16 protein-coding genes are annotated in these 17,017 nt (G+C 67.2%); 9 read left to right on the plus strand and 7 right to left on the minus strand.

Annotated elements, in window-relative coordinates; translation table 11 throughout:
• Positions 1-34 precede the first annotated feature (34 nt).
• Complete coding sequence (locus OHA70_RS24035; RefSeq protein ID WP_328321300.1) at positions 35-826, plus strand: class I SAM-dependent methyltransferase; 792 nt, start codon at positions 35-37, stop codon at positions 824-826.
• Between the two features lie 6 nt (positions 827-832).
• On the opposite strand, the gene OHA70_RS24040 is transcribed toward OHA70_RS24035, so the two are convergent.
• Positions 833-1,294, minus strand: a complete 462-nt coding sequence (locus OHA70_RS24040; RefSeq protein WP_328321302.1) for an iron chaperone — start codon at positions 1,292-1,294, stop codon at positions 833-835.
• A 146-nt stretch (positions 1,295-1,440) separates the two neighbouring features.
• On the opposite strand from OHA70_RS24040, the gene OHA70_RS24045 reads away from it, so the two are divergent.
• Both OHA70_RS24045 and OHA70_RS24050 read left to right on the plus strand, forming a co-directional pair.
• Entirely contained in the window at positions 1,441-1,884 is a 444-nt protein-coding gene (locus OHA70_RS24045; RefSeq protein WP_328321304.1) for an SRPBCC family protein, read from the plus strand.
• Positions 1,885-2,086: 202 nt separating this feature from the next.
• Positions 2,087-2,605 (plus strand): HAD domain-containing protein, encoded by a 519-nt coding sequence (locus OHA70_RS24050; protein ID WP_328321306.1) that lies wholly within the window; start codon positions 2,087-2,089, stop codon positions 2,603-2,605.
• 106 nt (positions 2,606-2,711) lie between these two features.
• Here the strand turns inward: OHA70_RS24050 and OHA70_RS24055 are convergent, their stop codons facing one another.
• On the minus strand, positions 2,712-3,377 hold the full coding sequence (locus OHA70_RS24055) for an SMI1/KNR4 family protein (protein ID WP_328321308.1): 666 nt from the start codon (positions 3,375-3,377) through the stop codon (positions 2,712-2,714).
• A gap of 83 nt (positions 3,378-3,460) precedes the next feature.
• Here OHA70_RS24055 and OHA70_RS24060 point away from each other — a divergent pair, with 83 nt between their 5' ends.
• The 5 genes from OHA70_RS24060 (at position 3,461) to OHA70_RS24080 (ending at position 9,426) form a co-directional block, all read left to right on the plus strand.
• Positions 3,461-6,088: a LuxR C-terminal-related transcriptional regulator gene (locus tag OHA70_RS24060; RefSeq protein ID WP_328321310.1), complete on the plus strand. Its 2,628-nt coding sequence runs from the start codon at positions 3,461-3,463 to the stop codon at positions 6,086-6,088.
• Between the two features lie 65 nt (positions 6,089-6,153).
• On the plus strand, positions 6,154-6,369 hold the full coding sequence (locus tag OHA70_RS24065; protein ID WP_328321312.1) for a hypothetical protein: 216 nt from the start codon (positions 6,154-6,156) through the stop codon (positions 6,367-6,369).
• Positions 6,366-7,085, plus strand: coding sequence for a DUF4386 domain-containing protein (locus OHA70_RS24070; RefSeq protein ID WP_328321314.1), 720 nt, complete (start codon positions 6,366-6,368; stop codon positions 7,083-7,085). The genes OHA70_RS24065 and OHA70_RS24070 overlap by 4 nt, the downstream gene beginning before the upstream one ends.
• Before the next feature lie 92 nt (positions 7,086-7,177).
• Entirely contained in the window at positions 7,178-8,614 is a 1,437-nt protein-coding gene (locus tag OHA70_RS24075; RefSeq protein WP_328321316.1) for a GuaB1 family IMP dehydrogenase-related protein, read from the plus strand.
• 20 nt (positions 8,615-8,634) lie between these two features.
• A complete protein-coding gene (locus OHA70_RS24080; protein ID WP_328321318.1) occupies positions 8,635-9,426 on the plus strand; it encodes an SGNH/GDSL hydrolase family protein in 792 nt (263 codons plus the stop codon).
• Here OHA70_RS24080 and OHA70_RS24085 read toward each other — a convergent pair.
• Positions 9,423-10,049 carry a formylglycine-generating enzyme family protein gene (locus OHA70_RS24085; RefSeq protein ID WP_328321320.1) on the minus strand — a complete coding sequence of 209 codons (627 nt, stop codon included), beginning with the start codon at positions 10,047-10,049 and terminating at the stop codon, positions 9,423-9,425. The genes OHA70_RS24080 and OHA70_RS24085 overlap by 4 nt on opposite strands.
• A 32-nt stretch (positions 10,050-10,081) precedes the next feature.
• On the minus strand, positions 10,082-11,461 hold the full coding sequence (locus OHA70_RS24090) for an FAD-dependent oxidoreductase (RefSeq protein WP_328321322.1): 1,380 nt from the start codon (positions 11,459-11,461) through the stop codon (positions 10,082-10,084).
• Between the two features lie 73 nt (positions 11,462-11,534).
• Between OHA70_RS24090 and OHA70_RS24095 the strand changes: the two genes are divergently transcribed.
• Positions 11,535-12,455, plus strand: a complete 921-nt coding sequence (locus OHA70_RS24095; protein WP_328321324.1) for an AraC family transcriptional regulator — start codon at positions 11,535-11,537, stop codon at positions 12,453-12,455.
• Between the two features lie 25 nt (positions 12,456-12,480).
• Here OHA70_RS24095 and OHA70_RS24100 read toward each other — a convergent pair whose 3' ends face one another.
• The 3 genes from OHA70_RS24100 to OHA70_RS24110 all read right to left on the minus strand — a co-directional run bounded on the left by OHA70_RS24100 (position 12,481) and on the right by OHA70_RS24110 (position 16,724).
• Complete coding sequence (locus OHA70_RS24100; RefSeq protein ID WP_328321326.1) at positions 12,481-14,550, minus strand: PQQ-dependent sugar dehydrogenase; 2,070 nt, start codon at positions 14,548-14,550, stop codon at positions 12,481-12,483.
• 152 nt (positions 14,551-14,702) lie between these two features.
• Complete coding sequence (locus tag OHA70_RS24105; protein ID WP_328321328.1) at positions 14,703-15,719, minus strand: NADPH:quinone reductase; 1,017 nt, start codon at positions 15,717-15,719, stop codon at positions 14,703-14,705.
• A gap of 771 nt (positions 15,720-16,490) precedes the next feature.
• The gene (locus OHA70_RS24110; RefSeq protein ID WP_328321330.1) at positions 16,491-16,724 is read right to left on the minus strand and encodes a DUF6458 family protein; all 234 of its coding nucleotides are present in this window, start codon (positions 16,722-16,724) and stop codon (positions 16,491-16,493) included.
• Positions 16,725-17,017 lie beyond the last annotated feature (293 nt).

Raw genomic sequence — 17,017 nt, forward strand, 5'->3', positions numbered from 1 at the left:
CGGCGAGCGGGCGATTCGCTCGTATGTTGGTGAGGTGACTGACGACGCGTGGGCAGGGTTGGTGGATTCTTTCGCCGAGGGAGCTTATGCCTCGGCGAAGGGGCTTGTCCGTACGTACGTGATGCACCAGCAGTTGCTCGAACACCTGGCCGGGCCGCCGGGGACCGTACTTGACGTCGGTGGCGGTGCGGGGCATCAGTCGTTTCCATTGGCGCAGGCTGGTTATGAGGTGACGCTGCTCGATCCATCGGCGGCGATGCTGGACAAGGCGCGAGAGCGGCTCGATCGGTTGCCGGAGGAGGTCCGGCGGCGGGTGACGCTTTTGCAAGGTGATGGTGAGAAGGCTGTCGAGGCGGTTGGTGGGCGGGTCTTCGATGCTGTGTTGTGTCATGGCGTGCTCGGGTACCTCGAGCAGCCGGACGGTTTGGTCGATCAGTTGTGCCAGTGCGCTGTCCCGGGTGGTCTGGTGTCGATCATGACCGGGAACGCCCAGACGATGGCGGTGCGGCCGGCGCTGGAGCAGCGGTGGGCGGATGCGTTGGCGGGGTTCGATTCCGTCGAGGAAGTCGGGGTGCTGGGGGTGCCGACCAGGGCCGACACGGTCGAGCACCTCAGCGAGTTGCTGTCGAAGCATGGGGTCGAGGCTTTGCAGTGGTACGGCGTGTGGCTGTTCACCGATTGGCTCGACTTCAGCGGGGTCGAGGTGGATCTCAGCGACTCAGAGCGGGTCGCCGCGATGGCTGCCGTCGAGTTGGAGGCGAGCAAGCGGGATCCCTATCGGCAGCTCAGTCGGCCTTTCCATCTGGTGGGGCGTCGGCTTCCGTAGTACGGGCTAGCTGGCGGCCTTCTTGATCAGCGCGGTGAGCTGCTTCTCGACGGCGGGGGTCAGCTTGGTGAGGGCCCAGGACGTCGGCCACATGTCGCCGTCGTCGAGGTTGGCCGGGTCGTTGAAGCCGAGGGTGCTGTAGCGGGCCTTGAACTTGTCAGCGGGCTGGAAGAAGCAGACGATCTTGCCGGCCTTGGCGTAGGCGGGCATCCCGTACCAGGTCTTCGGCTCGAGTTCCGGGGCCTCGGACTTGACGATGGCGTGGATCCGCTCGGCGATCGAGCGATCACCCGAGTCGGCGATCTCGGCGATCTTCTCCAGGACCGCGGCCTCCGCTTCCTCCTTGTTCGCCGCCGCCTTGAGTTCGCGGGCCCGCTCCTTCATCGCCCCCTTCTCTTCCTCCGTGAAGCCGTCGTACGACTTCGACTTGGCGGTGGTCTTCTTCGCGGTGCTCTTCGTTGTGGTCATGACCTCAGCCTACGAACCCGCCGCCGTCCGGTGCTTCTCGAAAACTGATCGATCTCTCATGTGCAACTAAGGGTTGCGCATCGGCTGGAGTCGGGCTAGCTTTATGTGCAACAAGAAGCTGCGCATGAACCTCGAGAGGAATCGAAATGGTAGACATCCTGCACAGAGTCGGAGTGAAGTCCTCGGTGGCCGAGGTATACGCGACCCTGACCACGATCGAGGGCCTGGCCGGCTGGTGGACCACCCAGACCACGGGCGAGGCCGGCCAGGTCGGCGGCGTGACGGAGTTCAAGTTCGGCCCCGGCGGCTTCAACATGAAGGTCTTGGAGCTGGACCCTGACAAGCGAGTCCTCTGGGAGGTCGTCGAAGGCCCCGAGGAGTGGATCGGCACCCACGTCATCTGGGACCTGGAGCAGGTCGACGAGTGGGCCATCATCCACTTCAAGCACGAAGGCTGGAAGGACCCCGTCGAGTTCATGTCCCACTGCAGCACCAAGTGGGCCATCTTCCTGATGAGCATCAAGTCCCTCGTCGAAACCGGCAACGGCTCCCCAGACCCCACCGACGTCCCCATCAGCAACTGGCACTGACCCACCCCAGCCTCCGTGTCCCGCTCGACAGGAGGTACTGCCCGTACTGCCCCCAACCTCCGCCCACACAAGCGTGCGCCCCGACCAGCCCGGCCACTACCTCCTGTCGAGCGGGACAAGTTCGAGCGCAACCTGCCCGGACGAAGCCGCCGCCACCGGCAGAAACGACGGGTTCGCTGCGAACCATCGCTATCGTGCAGGCGTGGCAGATCCCGTACTACGCCCGCTGCTCTTCCTCGACGTCGACGGCCCCCTCATCCCGTTCGGCCCGGCCTCCCAGCCGCACCCGACCTATCGGACCGGCTCGCAGCCAGCGGGCGACAACTCGAATCCGTTGCTCGATCGGGTCAATCCGTCCCATGGCCCGCGCTTGGAGGCGCTGGGGTGTGAGCTGGTCTGGGCGACCACCTGGATGACCGACGCGAACGACAGCATCTCCCCGCGACTCGGGCTGCCGGACCTGCCTGTGGTGATCTGGCCGGATCCGGGCGATGACGATGAGCGATCCGGCTTGCACTGGAAGACGCGTGCCCTGGTCGACTGGGCGGCGGGACGGCCGTTCATCTGGGTTGACGACGAGCTCACCGACGTCGATCGCGCCTGGGTGCAAGCCAATCATCGAGGGCGGGCTTTGCTGCACCTGGTCGATGCGGGGATCGGCCTCGGCGAGTCCGACTACCTGGCGATCAGTACGTGGATGAGTGGAGAGGACGGGTTGTAATGACACGTATGACTGTTGAGTTGTTTGCTGGGGTGGCGGTTCGGAAGGTCGTCTACAACGATCCCGATGGGAATGAGCTTGGGTATGGCGGCGGGCCTGCTGAGGGCTAGGGCTTCGGTGGGGCGACGGTGTCCAGCCAATCGCGGTACCAGCGGGTGAAGGTCAACGCGGTGCCGTCCGCGGAGTGGAGTGGGCGGTAGCCGTTGTCGTCGGCGGTTTCGTCTGACCACATGTGGCCGCGGGCGGGGCCGGTGATGACCAGGGCGTGGCGTAGGGCGCAGCCTAGGTGGCTCAGGTAGAGCAGGCCGATCGAGTGTTCGGGGTCGAAGGCAACGGCGTCGTGGTGCTTCCAGTACTCCTCTTCGGCCGCCTCATACGCCTCCGGAGAGGTGAAGTCCGCCGGAGCAGGCGGCTCGGGCAGCCCCTCGGCCGGGTTGAAGGCAGCGACGTGGGGGAACGGCTGGCTCAGCGTGTCCAGGCCGGTGAGGTCGGCGCCGTCGCCTTCCCATTGCCAGCGCCCGTTGATACGGCGTACAGGGAAGAGCCCGTACGCCGGACCTGCTCCGCCACGGCCCGCTTGCAGCAAGAAGGAGCGGTAATCGTCGGGCAGGTCCACCTGGAGCTGGTCCTCCAGGTCGGCGAGATCTGCGGGGCTCAGTGGCGGCTCGAGTCTCCAGTGATGGAGTTGCGAGCCGAGGATGGCGGTCGGGAACGGGGCTCTGGTCAGGCGCTGGAGCCGATCGCCGACATCGGACCAATCCGGATGCGTCACGGGTGGCAGGCTACCGCGAGCGCGTGGTTCAAGACGGCCACTAGCGCCGGAGTCCATTCATCCCCAGTATGTGTCCAGGGGAGGTGGGGGAGTTGCTGGAGGGGAAGTTCCGGCTGCCCAGGCGGCGGCGCGGCGTAGTCGAGCGCGAGCGCTTGGGGGAGCGGCTGGCCGTGTCGACCGGGTTGACGCTGATCTCCGCGCCCGCCGGCTTCGGCAAGACGACCTTGCTGACCGAATGGCTGGCCGCGGACGGACGCAAGGCCGCCTGGCTCTCACTCGACGAGCGGGACAACGATGCCGCGTCGTACTGGTCCTATCTGGTCGCTGCCCTCAAGACCGCCGCTCCCGACGTCGGCGCCACCGCGGTCTCCTTGCTGCAATCCACCCAGCCACCGATCGAGGCAGTACTTTCGGCTCTGCTCAACGACCTCGGCACCATCGAGTACGACGTTGTGCTGGTGCTGGACGATTACCACGTCATCGAGGCCCGCGAGATCCACGACGGCATGGCGTTCTTCGTCGAACACCTTCCGCCCCAGATCCACCTGGTGATCGCGAGCCGGACCGATCCCGCGTTGCCGCTGGCCCGGATGCGAGCGCGGGGCGAGCTGGTCGAGATCCGGTCGGCGGAACTGCGGTTCACGGCCGACGAAGTCGCGGAGTACCTCAATGGCGTGATGGGGCTGTCGCTCACGGCGCACGACGTCGCAGTACTGGAAGGGCGTACCGAAGGCTGGATCGCCGCATTGCAACTGGCCGCGCTCTCGATGCAGGGGCGCGACGACGTCAGCGGGTTCATCGCCGGATTCGCGGGGGATGACCGGTACATCGTCGACTACCTGGCCGAAGAAGTGCTGCAGCGGCAGCCCGAGGACGTGCAGAGCTTCCTGCTCCAGACCTCCGTCCTCGACCGGCTGTGCGGGCCGCTGTGTGACGCCGTCACCGGGCAGGTCGGTGGGAAGGACCGGCTCACCGCGATCGAGCGAGGCAACCTCTTCCTCTTCCCGCTCGACGATCAGCGCCGGTGGTACCGGTATCACCAACTCTTCGCCGACGTCCTCCAAGCGCACCTGCTGGACGAGCAGCCGGAGGTCGTCGCCGGGCTGCATCAGCGGGCCAGCGCATGGTACGAGGAGAACGGCGAGCGGGCCGAGGCGATCCGTCATTCCCTTGCAGCAAAGGATTTCGAACAGGCGGCGGCTCTGGTCGAGCTGGCCATCCCGGACCTACGCAGGACGAGACAGGAGGCCGTCGTACGGGCCTGGCTGCGGGCGTTGCCCGACGACGTGATCAGCGTCCGGCCGGTACTAGCGGTGACCTACGCCGGAGCCCTACTGATCGGCAGCGAGCTGGACGGCGTCGAGCGCAGACTCCAGGAAGCCGAGCGCTACCTGACAGGCGACGAGGAGATGATCGTCGTCGACCACGACGCGTTCAGCCGCCTCGCCGAATCGATCGAGACCTATCGAGCCGCCCAATCCCTGACCCTCGGAGATCTCCCAGCAGCCGTCACCCATGCCAGCCAAGCGCTCGCCATCGCAGCCGAGGACAGCCACCTCTGGCGCGCCGCCTCCGCCGGCCTGCTCGGCCTCGCCTACTGGTCCACCGGCGACCTCGAAGCAGCACACGAAGCCTGGACCGCCTGTACTACGGGATTGCAAGCAGCTGGCTACACCTCAGACGCCCTAGGCTGTGCGATCGCCTTGGCCGACATCCGCCTAGCGCAGGGCCGCCCCAGCGACGCGATGCGAACCTTCGAGCAAGCCCTGTTGCTCAAACCCGGCCAAGGCGAACCAGTACTCCGCGGCACCGCCGACATGTACGTCGGACTGGCCGAGCTGCACCGCGAACGCAACGACCTGCAGGCCGCGACCCAGTACCTGGCCAAGGCGCGGGCCGTCGGCGACCAGGCCAGCCTGCCGCAGTACTCGTATCGCCGCCGCGTCGCGATGGCCCGGATCCGTGCCGCAGAAGGCGATTTCGCCGCAGCGCTCCAGCTGCTCGACGAGGCGGAGAGTGTCTACGTCGGCGACTACTTCCCCAATGTGCGCCCGATCCCGGCCGTGCGCGCGAGAGTGTGGCTCGCGGCGGGGGAGCTCGACAAGGCGCTCGGCTGGGTGGCCGACCAGGGGCTGACTGTCGATGACGACCTCAGTTATCTCCGTGAGTACGAGCACCTCACCCTGGCGCGCGTGCTCTCGGCCCAAGAAGCAGGCTCGTTTCTGGACCGTCTCCTGGCCGCCGCGGAGGACGGCAAGCGGACCGGAAGCGCGATCGAGATCCTCGTCCTGCGAGCTCGCCAGGCGTCTGACAGCCAAGCGGCGCTCGCCGACCTGCAACGGGCGCTGACCCTGGCCGAGCCTGGCCGCCACGTCCGGATCTTCGCCGACGAGGGCCAGCCGGTGATCTCCCTGCTCCAAACCCTCGCAAAACAAGGCGAAACCCGAGCCAAGCGTGTCCTCGAAGCAATCGAGAGGACGGGCCGTGCCATGCCGGCCAAGCAAGGCCTGATCGAACCGCTCAGCGCGCGTGAGTTCGACGTACTGCGCCTGCTCGGCACCGAACTCGACGGCCCCGGCATCGCCCGCGAACTCGTCGTCTCGCTCAACACCGTGCGCACCCACACCAAGCACATCTACGCCAAACTCGGCGTCACCAACCGCCGCGCCGCGGTCCGCCGGGCCGGCGAGCTCGAGCTCTTCTCCCGCTGAATCACCACCGTGAATCACCACTTGTGGTGACGCCGGCTCACCACATCGCCGCCTAGCTTGCGGTCATGGACGAACCGTACGAAATCCGCCTCCAAGGGCATCTCGACGCCCGCTGGGCAGCGTGGTTCGACGGGCTCGCCCTGACCAACGAGAGCGACGGCACGACCGTCATCAGTGGACCGGTGGCCGACCAGGCCGCGCTGCACGGCCTGCTGCAGAAGGTCCGCGACACCGGCCTGCCGCTGCTCTCCATCCAGCGACATAGGGAAAGGGCACCATGACCACCATCACTCGCACCACCGCACCGCCAAAGGCCGACTCGTTGCGAAGGACGGCGCTGGTGGCGGGCGTCCTCTACCTGATCACCTTCGTCGCGTCGATCCCGGCGCTCCCGCTCTACTCGAACCTGGTCGGCGACCCGAGGTACATCCTCGGCTCCGGTTCCAGCGCGGGGGTCTTCCTCGGCGGCGCGCTCGAAGTCATCACCGCACTAGCGGGCATCGGTACTGCGGTAGTCCTGTTCCCGGTCGTGAAGCGCCAGAGCGAATGGCTGGCCCTCGGCTTCGTCACCTCACGCGTGATCGAAGGGGTGTACATCGTCGTCGGCGTCAGCGCCCTGCTCTCGGTGGTGACGCTCCGCGACAACCCGATCGCCGGTGCGGACCCAGCCGCACTCATCGCCGCCCAGCAGTCCCTCGTCGCGATCCACGACTGGACCTTCCTCCTCGGCCCCGGCGTGATGCCCGGTGTGAACGCGCTCCTGCTCGGCACCCTGCTCTACCGATCCGGCCTGGTACCGCGCATCATCCCGCTGATCGGCCTGGTCGGCGCCCCGATCTTCCTCATCTCCGCCGTCGCCCTGATCTTCGGCGCCTACGACCAGCTCTCCCTCCCGTCCGGCATCGCCACCGTCCCCATCTTCATCTGGGAACTCTCCCTGGGCCTCTGGCTCACCTTCAAGGGCTTCAAGCCGTCCCGCATCACCGCGGGTAACTGAACCACCCCCTCGCCTGCCGAATGCATAGGTCCGCAGGCGAGGGGTGACGTAGTCTCCAGAAGATCTGGTGTCGGGCTAGTGAGGTGAGTGGTTTGCGGTTTATTCGGGGGCAGCAGCCGGAGCAGGATCTGACGTTCAACGATGTTTTCCTGGTACCGAACCGGTCGGCCGTGCAGTCGCGGCTGGACGTGGATCTCGGCACCCGGGACGGGAGCGGGGCTTCGATCCCGATCGTCGCGGCCAACATGACCGCGGTGTCGGGGCGGCGGATGGCCGAGACGATCGCCCGCTGTGGCGGGCTGGCGGTGATCCCGCAGGACATCCCGGTCGAGGTGGTGGCCGAGGTCGTCTCCTGGATCAAGGAACGGCACCCGATCTACGACACCCCGCTGGTGATGGCGCCCTCCGGTACGGTCGGCGAGGCGCTCAATCTGCTGCCGAAGCGCGGCCACGGCGCGGTGATCGTGGTCGAGAACGGCCGCGCGATCGGCGTGGTCACCGAGGCCGACTGCGAAGGCGTCGACCGGTACGCCCAGCTCGAGGGCATCATGTCCCGCGAACCGCTCAGGCTGCCGGCCGGGATCGCGGCGGAGGAAGCGTTCAACCAGCTGTACGACGGGCACCACCGGCTGGCGCCCGTGACGGACGAGGACGGCCGCATCGTCGGCATCCTCACCCGCCAGCGCGCCCTCCGCGCCACCCTGTACGACCCCGCGGTCGATGCCCAGGGCAAACTCCGGGTAGCGGCCGCGATCGGCATCAACGGCGACGCCGAACAGAAGGCGAAGTCCCTGCTCGACGCCGGCATCGACCTGCTCGTGATCGACACCGCACACGGTCACCAGGAGCGCATGCTCGACGTACTGCGAACAGTCCGCGCCCTAGACCCCAAGGTGCCGATCGTCGCGGGCAACGTCGTCACCGCCGAGGGCGTCGAGGACCTGGTCGAGGCCGGTGCCGACATCATCAAGGTCGGGGTCGGTCCCGGCGCGATGTGCACCACGAGGATGCAGACGGCTGTCGGCCGGCCGCAGTTCTCCGCAGTACTGGAGTGCGCGACCCGAGCCCGTGAGCTCGGCAAGCACGTCTGGGCGGACGGCGGCGTACGGCATCCGCGGGATGTCGCGCTCGCACTCGCCGCCGGAGCGTCCAGCGTGATGATCGGCTCCTGGTTCGCCGGCACGTACGAGTCGCCCGGGGACCCGCATCGCGACAGCAACGGCCGGATCTACAAGGAGAGCTTCGGGATGGCGTCGGCTCGCGCCGTCCGACTCCGTACCGACGACGACACCCCTTTCGAGCGCGCTCGCAAGGGCTTCTTCAGCGAGGGCATCTCGACCGCCCGGATGTACCTCGACCCCGAGCGCCCGAGCGTTGAAGACCTGCTCGACTCGATCGTCTCCGGCGTCCGCAGTTCCTGCACGTACGTCGGCGCCACCAACCTGGAGGAGTTCCACCACCGCGCCGTCGTCGGCATCCAGAGCGCCGCCGGCTACAGCGAGGGGAAACCGCTCGACACCAGCTGGTGAGCGTGGGGCAGACTGGACCTGTGAAGGGTCGACACCTGCTCGCCGGTGCCATCGCGCTGCTGCTTTGCGCAGCCGGACTGGCCACCGTCGGAGGCGATGAGGCGCCTGCCCCTCGCCAGCGGGCCGAGCTCACCATCGTTGCCCTCGGCGACTCGGTCACCTCCGGCGTGGCCTGCCGATGCACCGCGTTCCCACGGCTCTACGGCCGGCTGGTTGCCGAGCGCACCGGTGTATCCGTTGCCGTCGACAACCAAGGCGTCAGCGGGATGAACTCCACCGGCCTGCTCAACCAGCTGAGGCACTACCACTCGGGCATCAGCGAAGCCGTCCAGGCCGCGAACCTCGTCCTGATCACCATCGGAGCGAACGACTTCTCCGGCCACGAGGACGCCGTCACCCGAGCATCCTGTACTCCGGTCGTGCCCGGCAGTTGCGTCGCCAAGGAACTCAGCCGCCTGCCCACCAACCTGCACCAGATCCTGACTCGCATCCACGCCCTACGCCCCGGCGTCCACGTGGTGATGACCGGCTACTGGAACGTCTTCCAAGACGGCCAAGTCGCCCGCAAGCTCTACACCTCTGACGGGATCGAGGCGTCCTTCGCCCTCACCCGCGCGGCGAACGCAGCCGTCGCCGAGGTAGCCCGGACCGAGGGCGCGACGTACGTGGACATCTTCACCCCGTTCGAGAAGCCGGGCCTCGACGTCACGACCCTGCTGGCGCCGGACGGCGACCACCCCAACGCCGCCGGCCACGCCCTGATCGCCCAGACCCTCGCGACCGCAGACCTTCCGGACCTGCTAGCGCACTAGTGCCCGCTACGCGCGAGCCGGAAGCCGAGGTCGTCGATGTGGAAGGTCGGGTGGCTCTTGCGCCGGCTGGAGGCTCGGCAGGCGTTCGGCGGATCGTAGGCGCCTCCACCCCGAAAGACCCGGTACGGTCCGTACGCCGCCGAGTGGAGGTCCCAGGTCCACTCCCACACATTGCCGAGCAGATCGTGGAACCCCCACCGATTGGCGAGCTTGCCGCCGACCTCGTGCACCCGACCACCCGAGTTGTCCCGGTACCAGGCGATCTCGTCCAGCTCGCCATACCGTTGCTCAGGGCCCCCAGTACGGCAGGCGTACTCCCACTCCGCCTCCGACGGCAGCCGATACCCGCTAGCGGTCCAGTCGCAGCTGACCTGCTCCCCGTCCCGATCCCCATCAACCAGCGCGTACGCCGGTAGCAGCCCCTCCGCCGTCGATAGCGCGTTACAGAACCGAACCGCATCCAGCCACGACACATCGGTAGCCGGCAACTCACTAGGTCCACCTTCGTACTGACCCGTGGTGACCGTACAGGCGGCCAACCGGAAGGGCGCCACCTCCGCGACCCACGACCCGCCCGACCCCTCGTCCCGCAACGCAACCTTGCCACCCGGAAGCTCAATCATCAGACCCCGGACGCTAACACCGTCCGCGGCCTTCAGATGATCGCGTCCAGCACGTCGTTGAAGGCCTCCGTCGAGCTGGGGTGGGTGTAGATGGAGTCGCGGAGCTCGGATGCGGTGATGCCGTGGCGCATCGCGAGCGTGACGGTGTTGATGAGTTCCTGGGCGTCGACGCTGAGCAGGGCGGCGCCGAGGATCTGGTCGGTGTCCGCGTCGATGACGAACTTCATCAGGCCGCGGGTCTCCTCGACGATGTAGGCGCGGGGCATCGCGATGATGTCGGCGACGTTCTGCCGGGCAACCTTGATGTTGCGGCCGTCGGCGCGCGCCTGCTTCTCGGTCAGCCCGACCGTGGCCAGCGGGGGAGACATGAACAGCGTCGCCGGTACCGCCACCCGGTCCGTGGTCGAGCGCTTGCCTTCGCCGAGGAGTTGGTCGAGCACGATCCGGCTGTCGTCCAGCGAGATGTACGTGAACTGGGGACCACCGTTCACATCGCCGAGCGCGAAGATGTGGGGCTGGCTGGTGCGCAGGTACTCGTCGACGGCGACCGCGCCGCGCTCCGTCGTACGGACTCCTGCCTTGCCCAGGTCGAGGCCTTCCGTCACCGGGGCGCGGCCCGTCGCTGCGAGGACCGCGTCGACGGTCAGGGTGTGCCGGCGACCGCCCTTCTCGTACACGATCACCGTCTCGGTGGCCTCGTCGCGCACCTCGATCACCTGGGTGCTGGCGATGATGTCGACGCCTTCGTCGGTGAGAATCTGCTCGGCAGCAGCCGCAACGTCGTCGTCCTCGCGGCCGAGGATGCGGGGCGAGGACTCGAGTACGGTCACCTGGGAGCCGAACCGGTGGTAGATCGACGCGAACTCGATACCGAGGTACCCGCCGCCGATCACGCCGAGCCGGCCGGGCAGCGTCGTGTTCTTGATCAGGTCGACATTCGTCACGAGCCGTGAACTGTCCCGCAGGCCGGGGATGCCGGCGATCACCGGCGCCGATCCGGTGTTGATCAGGATCGTCTCCGCGGTCACCAGGATCCGGTCCGAACCCTTGCCGACGGCAACGGTATGCGGGTCGGTGAAGGACGCCTCGCCGGTGATCACGGTGATCGTGTCGGCGCCGTTCATGGCGTCGTAGTTGCCGGCCCGGAACAGCGACGTGAGCGCCTGGACCTCGCCGACCGCGTGCTCGAACCACTCCTGCGGAGAGTCGTCGGGGCGCCGCTTGCCCGAGTGGTGCACGAGCGCCTTGGTCGGCACACAGCCGACGTTCGGGCAGGTGCCGCCGTACATCTGGTCCGACTTCTCGATCAGTACGACGCGCTTGCCCTCGCGCCCGAGGGCCGCGGCGGCGAGCTTGCCGCCCTTGCCGAAGCCGATCACGATCACGTCCGCGTGCAGGGTGTTGTTGTCCATGGAGCTAGTCTCGGAGTGAGCAAGTGATCCGCACTAGCTGCTTTCAGCTCGATTTTCATCGCGAGAGTCTCACATGGACCCGATCAGTCACCTCATCGAACTCGCCCGCGTACGCGCCGTGCTCGACGTCCGCTGCCTGCTGGCGGCGTCAACGGTGATGGAGGTCGCGGCTTACGGCGACTCCGACACCGCCTTCCATTTCCTGCTCGACGGTGAGTGCACCCTCGAGGTGGCCGACAAGTCCTATCCGCTCACCGCCGGCGACGCAGTCCTGCTCCCCACCAGCCCACCTCACAGAATCCGTACCTCCGGCACCGCCCCACTGCAAACCTCAACCAAGACTCCAGGCCAGGCCTTCGGCACCATCCGCACGACGAGCTCCAGTGCGGACGGTGTGATCGACCTCTTCTGCGGCCACTACACCTTCGGCTCGGCGGCCGGCCTCCTGCTCGCGCAAACCCTGCCCGATCCGGCCATCGTCTCGTTCGCGCAGGACGACGAAACCGTCCGGACCATGTGCGGCCTGATGCGCCACGAGGCGAACCACAACGGACCCGGTACCACCGCGATCCTCTCCTCCATCTGCACAGCCATCCTCACCATGCTGCTGCGCAACTCCACCCCCAAACTCCCCGACACCACCCTCTGGACCGCCACCGCCGACCCCCGGATATCCCAGGCGATCAACGCGATCCTGCAAGCCCCCGCCAAACCCTGGCCGATCGAGAAGCTGGCCGCCATCGCCACGATGTCCCGAGCCACCTTCCTCCGCCACTTCACCAAGTCCACCGGCACGACAGTCGGCGCCTTCCTCACCACCATCCGCATGATGCACGCAACGGATCTCCTGGCGGACCCTGCACTCACGGTCGCCTCAGTGGCCACCCGAGTCGGCTACGCCTCCGAATCCGCCTTCACCCAGACTTTCCACCTCGCCACCGGCACAACTCCCGGCCGGTTCCGACGCACCAGGGCGGTGCCGCCGAACAGCTGACGGCACCGCCCTGAGTGGTTGTGGCTTATGGAGTTGGGAACTTCAAGCGGACGATGACGTTGTCGATGCCGCTTGGGGTGCCGCCGTTCATGTCGGCGTTGGTGGAGGTGAGCCAGAGGGCTCCGTCGGGGGTTTTGGTGACGCTGCGGAGGCGGCCCCAGCGGCCGGAGAAGACGGCTTGGGGAGTGCCTACGCCGGTACCGGCGGAGTTGATCTGGGTGACCCAGAGCTGCTGGCCGGTGACGCCGGCGATGTAGATCCAGTCGTTGACGATCTCGACACCACTCGGGCCGGCCTGCGACGTGGACCAGGTCCGCTTCGGCGCGATGTAGCCGCCGCAGTCGCCGATGGTTCCTTCACAAGCAGGCCAGCCGTAGTTGCCGCCCTTCTGGATCAGGTTGAGTTCGTCCTGGCTGTTCTCGCCGAACTCCGCGGCCCACAGTTGCCCACGGGAGTCCCACGCCAGACCTTGCGGGTTGCGGTGGCCGTAGCTGTAGACGTAGCGCGCGTTGCCGCCTTCGCTGAAGAACGGGTTGTCGCTCGGCGCGCTGCCGTCGGCGTTCAGCCGCAGGATCTTGCCGTTCAGCGAGCCGCGGTTCTGCGAGTTGCCGCTGTTCTTCGCGTCGCCCACAGTCGCGTACAGCTTGCCGTCCGGCCCGAACCGCAGCCGGCCGCCGTTGTGGTACCGGTTCTTCGCCAGCCCGGTCAGTACCGGCTCCGACGTCGTGGCCAGCACACCGTTCTCGTACTTCATCCGCACGATCCGGTTGTCGTTCGCGGCCGTGTGGTAGAAGTAAACCCAGTGGTCGGTGCTGAAGTTCGGCGACAACGCCAGCCCCAGCAGACCGCCCTCACCCGTCGTGGTGACAGCGCCAGGGACCTTGCCCAGCGTGGTTTTCTGCCCGGTCGACGTCACCAGCAGTACTTCGAAACGGTCCCGCTCGGTCACGAGCGCCGAGCCGGATCCGTCCGGCAGGAACGCGACGCTCCACCCGAGGTCGACCTTCGCGATGTCCCGGTCGTACCCGGGAATGCCGCCCGTCCCGGTGCTAGCCGTCCGCACACTCACCGCGTTGCTCGGACCCGACGCATTGCCATCAGGGTCGCGTGCCTTGACCGTGAACGAGTACTGCGTATTGGGAGTCAGGTTCGTGATCGTGGCCGTCAGCGAGCTCGTCGTCGACACCTTCGTCGCGCCTTGGTACACGTCGTACCCGGCGATGCTCCCGCTGTTGTCGGTCGACGCGTTCCACGCCAGCCCGACACTGTTCGAGGTGATCGACGTCGTGCGCAGGTTGCCGGGCACGCTCGGCGGCTGCGTGTCACCGCTCGTCGGTGTCGTGAACGCAACCACGTTGCTCTGCTGCGAAGCGTTGCCCGCGGCATCGAACGCGCCCACGGACACGTCGTACGCCGTATTGGAGGTCAGCGTGTCGACCGTGGCCGTCAAGGTGTTCGCGTCGACCACCTTGAGCACGTTGCCGCCGCGGTTGATCTCGTACCGGACCACGCCGACGTTGTCGGTGGCGGCCGTCCAGGTGAAGGTCGCGGCGTTCGACTTGATGTTGCTGACGGCAAGGTTCCCGGGAGCCGACGGCGGCGTGGCGTCGTCGTTGGTCGGGGTGACGGTCAGCTTGTCCGCATTCGGGCCGCCGTCGGCAGTGGTCGCGCGAGCGCGGATCTTGTTCGTGCCGGCGGCCAGGGTCAGCCGGACGGTCTTGGTCTGCCAGCTGGTCCAGTCGCCAGTACCGGGGAAGGTGATGCCGACCGCGCCGGCCACCCCGTTGACGGTGAAGTCGAGCGGCCGCTGGGCGGTCGTACCGTTGGCGTAGCGAAGCGTCACGTCGGCCGGTCCGGCGGGTGCCGTCACCGTCCACTCGACGTAGCTGCCGACGAGGTTGTCGTAGTTCACGAAGCCGGTACCGGTGTAGCCGGCGTGGTTCGACTCGACCACGCCTTGGGAGATGGTGGCGTTCTCGGCCTGGTAGTCGGTGGATGCCGCGGTCGCGGCCGGAGTGAGGGGTGCGAGGGCCAGCGTGACGGCCACGGCCGACAGGCCGCTGAGCAGCGCACGCCGAAGGGATCGACGGGTCATGGAGGTCTCCTGATGTTCCGGGGCGGAAAGGAGCTGCAGGAACCACAATCAATAGTTAGGAAAGTTTCCTGTCCTAACTACCAGTTGGCATCACACCACTGTCCGTCGAAGACTGTCAACCCTCCGGGAATGCGCTTGCCCAACGAACCGGTTCAGCTGACGGTGATCAGCACCTTGCCGGTGGCGCCCGCTTCGACGGCCTGGTGCGCCTCAGCGGTCTGAGCCAGATCGAAGGTGTGCAGGGGGAGACCTGCTTCCTCGCCGACGGGCAGGACGCCGGCCGCGATCGCCGTACTGATGTCCTCGGCCGCGGCGGTGATGGCTTCCGCGCCGACGCTGTAGAGCAGCAGGAACTGGTACCGGGCGTTCAATCCCATGTTCGCGCGGATATCGAGGGTGATCGGCTGGTTGCCGTCGTTCGCGTAGATCGCGATGGTGCCGCGAGAGTTCAGGACCGCGAGGTTGAGCTCGTTGTTGGCGCCGGCGGCCACCTCGACGATGATGTCGACGCCGTCCGGAGCGAAGGACCGGATCTGCTTCGCCGCATCCTCTTCGCGGTAGTTCACGACGTGATGCGCGCCTGCGGCTTCCGCATACTTGGTCTTCCCCGGGCTGGTCGTCGCGATCACGGTCGCACCCGCCCAGCGAGCCAACTGAATCGCCGCGTGCCCAACTGCGCCGGCGCCGCCCGCGACCAGAACGACCTTGCCCTCAAGCGCACCCGGCGACAGTCGAGTCGGCCCACCTTCGGCAACCGTCAACGCACGATGCGCCGTGATTGCCGGTACGCCGACGCTCGCGCCGAGCTCGAATGAAGCGTCGTCCGCCAACGGAAAGACCCGCTCAGCCGGCAGCGTCGTGTACTCCTGCGCCGAACCGCTGAGCGGCCGCTGGTACGCAGCCAGTGTCAGCCAGACCCGGTCGCCGACGTTGATCCCCTCCACGCCGGGGCCGACCGCGTCGATGGTCCCCGACCCGTCCTGGTTAGGGACCGACTCAACGGCCTCACCGCCGTACAGCCCGGTCCGCGCCTTCCAGTCAGTCGGATTCACCCCCGACACCGCAATCTTCACCCGAACCTCACCCGCCGCAGGTTCAGGAACCTCACGCTCAACAAGACGAAGAACAGAGTCGGCCGCACCAAGCTGGTCAAACACGATTGATCTCATGCGAAGTACAGCCCCACAACCTCCCCACCTATTCCACCCAACCCAACCCGAAGCCGCAGCCGGGCTAGCTGGTTGAGCGACGGCCGCCCGTATGTGGTGCGACTGCTTGCGCATCGCCCCGGCGGATTGCCGGTCGCGTGGCTACTGGTGCCGAAGCCAGGCTGGCCGGTTGAGCCACGGCCGCTCGAACGGAGTGCAACCGCTTGCGCAACGCCTCGGCGGGTGGCGGTCGCCTTGCTGCTCGTGCTGTAGCTGGGCTGGCTGGTTGAGCGACGGCCGCCCGCATGGGGTGCGACTGCTTGCGCAACGCCCCTGCGGGTTGTCGGCCATGAGACTGCCGGTGCTGGGGTCGGGCTGACCTGTTGAGCCACGGTCGCTCGAACGGGGTCCGGCTGCTTGCGCAAGCTCCGGCCGCCAGGCCCCGGCATGGCCGACCGGTTTGGTCCGTACCGCGTAGGCCGCTGACGCACACTCGCTGCGCTGAGCGATTGTGGCTGTCTGGAAACTATTCGTCGTGGTGTGCAAGTTAGTTACCACCTACCCGCAGGTAGCGTCGGCATCACCCCAAACCCCACCATTCCCAACGGTCAGCCCGGCCAGCCCGACGACGACGGCCGTCGGGCTGGCCGCCGACAGGGTGGACCCGCCCGGAGTTCCGTAGCCGCGTCGGGTCGCACGGATCGGGCTAGGGTCGCGCTTGGGCCCTGCCCGCCGGGGCGTTGCGCAAGCGGTGGCGCGCAGTTCGGGCGGCCGTTGCTCGCTTGTGGTGGATCAGAGGCGCGGGTCCCGGGGGTCCCGGACGTCGCGGTGTTCTTCTACGACTGTGGTGTGGGTGGCTCGGGTGCGTTGGCTGTTCAGGAGGAGGAACAGGGCTATGCCCAGCGCGCCGGCGCCCATCAGGATGTAGCCGACCATGGTGAGGTCTACGCCGCTGATCCGGTCCGAGACGGCGAATGCGAGTACGCCGCCAACGGCGAGCAGAAAGATTCCTGCGCCGATACCCATCAGATTCCTCCAGGTTTCAGGCACCGTCCTGCCCGGGGCGGCGGGCGGCGCCCACTCCGCGTACCCGGGTGGCCGACAGGGCAAACGGTGCCAAGGGGGCTGGTACCGGAATCTGTATGCGGTACACGATGTTGGGCAGAACAGGCCGGTTGTGACGTGGTGCACGGCGGACAAACTGGGTACCAGGTAGGCTCGGTCTGTTTGTGGAGGGGAGTATTCCTTCGCGGCAGCGTCGTCATCACGGTGAGCCTTGGGCCCACCCGGTGCTGTCGGTCCGAGAACCCGCGGGCGGA

Source organism: Kribbella sp. NBC_00382 (assembly GCF_036067295.1).
Taxonomy (GTDB): Bacteria; Actinomycetota; Actinomycetes; order Propionibacteriales; family Kribbellaceae; genus Kribbella.

Excerpts from the sequence above, each read along its gene's own strand:
- OHA70_RS24040 (WP_328321302.1), bottom strand. The coding sequence starts at position 1,294 with ATGACCACAACGAAGAGCACCGCGAAGAAGACCACCGCCAAGTCGAAG.
- OHA70_RS24045 (WP_328321304.1), top strand. The coding sequence starts at position 1,441 with ATGGTAGACATCCTGCACAGAGTCGGAGTGAAGTCCTCGGTGGCCGAG.
- OHA70_RS24065 (WP_328321312.1), top strand. The coding sequence starts at position 6,154 with ATGGACGAACCGTACGAAATCCGCCTCCAAGGGCATCTCGACGCCCGC.
- OHA70_RS24070 (WP_328321314.1), top strand. The coding sequence starts at position 6,366 with ATGACCACCATCACTCGCACCACCGCACCGCCAAAGGCCGACTCGTTG.
- OHA70_RS24085 (WP_328321320.1), bottom strand. The coding sequence starts at position 10,049 with ATGATTGAGCTTCCGGGTGGCAAGGTTGCGTTGCGGGACGAGGGGTCG.
- OHA70_RS24090 (WP_328321322.1), bottom strand. The coding sequence starts at position 11,461 with ATGGACAACAACACCCTGCACGCGGACGTGATCGTGATCGGCTTCGGC.
- OHA70_RS24095 (WP_328321324.1), top strand. The coding sequence starts at position 11,535 with ATGGACCCGATCAGTCACCTCATCGAACTCGCCCGCGTACGCGCCGTG.
- OHA70_RS24100 (WP_328321326.1), bottom strand. The coding sequence starts at position 14,550 with ATGACCCGTCGATCCCTTCGGCGTGCGCTGCTCAGCGGCCTGTCGGCC.
- OHA70_RS24105 (WP_328321328.1), bottom strand. The coding sequence starts at position 15,719 with ATGAGATCAATCGTGTTTGACCAGCTTGGTGCGGCCGACTCTGTTCTT.
- OHA70_RS24110 (WP_328321330.1), bottom strand. The coding sequence starts at position 16,724 with ATGGGTATCGGCGCAGGAATCTTTCTGCTCGCCGTTGGCGGCGTACTC.